This is a genomic window from bacterium, from assembly GCA_040753085.1.
In the GTDB taxonomy this organism is placed as follows: domain Bacteria; phylum UBA9089; class JASEGY01; order JASEGY01; family JASEGY01; genus JASEGY01.
On record JBFMHI010000232.1, the window covers coordinates 1 to 2419 of the forward strand.

The following is a 2419-nucleotide window of genomic DNA, read 5'->3' on the forward strand; positions in this document are numbered from 1 at the left end:
TTTAAACTTACTGTGGTAAGCTCTCTTCGTCAAGATTTAGCGATTTCAGAGAAGCGTCCAACGATGCACAACATATTGGGTTACAGGGAGTTCTGGTGAAATTGAGTTTTCATATTCACGTTATTATCCCCTTCTCCATAGACCTTGCTGATATCCTTTACTTCAAGTATCACGTTCATCATATCCTAAGATCTAAAGACCGTCACCGGGTCTAATGTCCTTACCTTTCTTATAGAGAAATAGGCAGAGAGAAGGCATGTCAAAAGGATTATCGAAAACAGGAGAAAAAAGAGAATAGGGCTGAGATATAAACTTACTCCTGCCTTTTCAATACCATTCCTTCCAAGGAGGATAAAGATGGAGCCCGCTACAAAACCTATAATAGCGCTTATACTGACCTGACTAAAAATGACGTGATAAATATCCCTGTTCCTTGCCCCCAATGCCTTAAGGGTACCAAATTCCCTCAGATGTTCCATTGTGTTGGCATAAACGGTCTGACCTACTATAGCGCCTCCGACAATCAGCCCTAAAAGGGCTGTAAGAAAGAAACCCATACCTATCCCTGTCTGAACCGTCCAATACATTACGGTTTTATATACAAAACCCAATTTAGTGTAGATATCATTATCCTTCATAGATGCCTTTAAGGTTTGGGCAACATCCCTTATCCTGCCTTTATCTTTGACCTTAGCCACTATGAAGGAGGTCTGTTTTGGAAGATAAAAGGTCTGTGCCTGATTATAGGCCATAAAGATTATGGGGGCGGTAGTAAAACTTTTAATCCCATTGGAGAGGCCTACTAACTTGAAGCTATGCGATTTTTCCTCCATTAGCTCCCAGATCTTCCCTATCTTTAACCTTCCGAGTCTTTGCTCAGAGGTCTTATCAATAATTATATATCTTCCCCCTTTTACAGCAGATGGATTACCAACGAGCATAGACCATGGTGCGCCTACACCTGTGTTAGGGTTAAATCCTATTATCTGGACCTGCTCTTGCCCTCCATTGGCTAACTTTAAAAAACCCCATGTGAGGATAAGCCTATCTGCCCACAGGACATCAGAAATAGCCTCGACTCTGTTAATCCTCTCCTCTGAAAAGGAATTGGCAAAGTCAAAGTTCTGGATATTTTTGGATGCGATCCAGATATCGGCATCGATGTGTCTGATTATGGCCGTAGCATTCCCCATCATCCCTAAATACATACCTATCTGGGTAAGGACAAGGATTGTAGAAAATGTTATACCCACAAGGGTTATAATAAGTCGTCCCTTTTCATGAAAGAGTGTCTTTAATGCCAGCCATATCATGGATTATAACCTCTTTCTTAGCCCTTTCAGTGCCAGATTGAGGCTCGTCTTTAAGATTTCTTCTAACTCTATACCCAGCAGTTCTTTATGATACCTTACATCCTATTCATAACTCATAATGACTCCCTTGACTGTAGCCTATAGGATATTGGCAACAGCCCAAGAATCGTAACCGTTCAGCACATGATGCTCGATCCTCGATGCTCGATACTGGATACTGGATCCTTTACCAGCATCGAAGATCGAGCATCGAGGATCGAGCATCGAGCATCCAGCATCATGTGCTGAACGGGGTTACGAATTTTGATTTTAGGATAATTCGGAAGAAGTGTCATAGAAGTGCACCCCAGATGTTTTCTTAGGGCTTTGAGTCTTGTGGTCTTGGATTATAGGATATAAAAATGAGTAAGTCAAGTGAAAAATTGAGGAAAAGAGAAAAATTTTTGGGGAATCGGACCATCAAAGAGGGCGGACGGCTAAAATTGGCCTAAATTTTAGGCACACTCCTTCCCTGGTGTCCCAAGATGATAACGCCAGATTGTGGATTGTGCCCTCAAGTGGAAAAGAAAGGTCTTATTCCCAAAGGGCTTATTCCTAAATCGGGAGACCGTCATAGAATGGTTCGTAGGTAACTTCAGGGGAAGCAGCTTCCTGCGGAGGAGAGTGGACATGTCCGCCGCTCTTGTTACTGTAAGGCCGTAGGCCATCAATCCTAAAGCCAGCCCGCCAGCGGTGAGAGAGGATCGAGCCAATCAGTTTTGAGGATGCCTATGGTGGCTCGTCCACTCAACCAGCCGCTCTGCATTCGCCGGGATTAACCACGATTGTCTTACCGGACCTTAAGTCAATCTTGTGGGTGTGTCCGTAACTGAAGGTTATTCCTAAAAGCCTTCCACCTTCAGTCTATCCACCTGATCGGTAAATGGCCCAAACGATGAACATCGATTGTCTCTTGACCTTAGCTCGATATGGTGAACCTAAGACTAAACTTCCTGCTTCACCTTCTCCAAAAGCTCTTTAAATTCTTCGATGGATGAAACCTTTACTGCCTTTCTTAATAAAAAATCACATATTTTCATCCCTTGCAATCCTTGAACCTCATTTTC

Annotated in this window: 2 protein-coding genes; both read right to left on the reverse strand. The window is 43.0% G+C overall.

Translation table 11 applies throughout. The features are described from left to right. Positions 1–185: 185 nt before the first annotated feature. Positions 186–1313 carry an ABC transporter permease gene (locus tag AB1797_13915; GenBank protein ID MEW5768683.1) on the reverse strand — a complete coding sequence of 376 codons (1128 nt, stop codon included), beginning with the start codon at positions 1311–1313 and terminating at the stop codon, positions 186–188. Between the two features lie 138 nt (positions 1314–1451). Then, on the reverse strand, positions 1452–1577 hold the full coding sequence (locus tag AB1797_13920; protein ID MEW5768684.1) for a hypothetical protein: 126 nt from the start codon (positions 1575–1577) through the stop codon (positions 1452–1454). Positions 1578–2419: the final 842 nt, after the last annotated feature.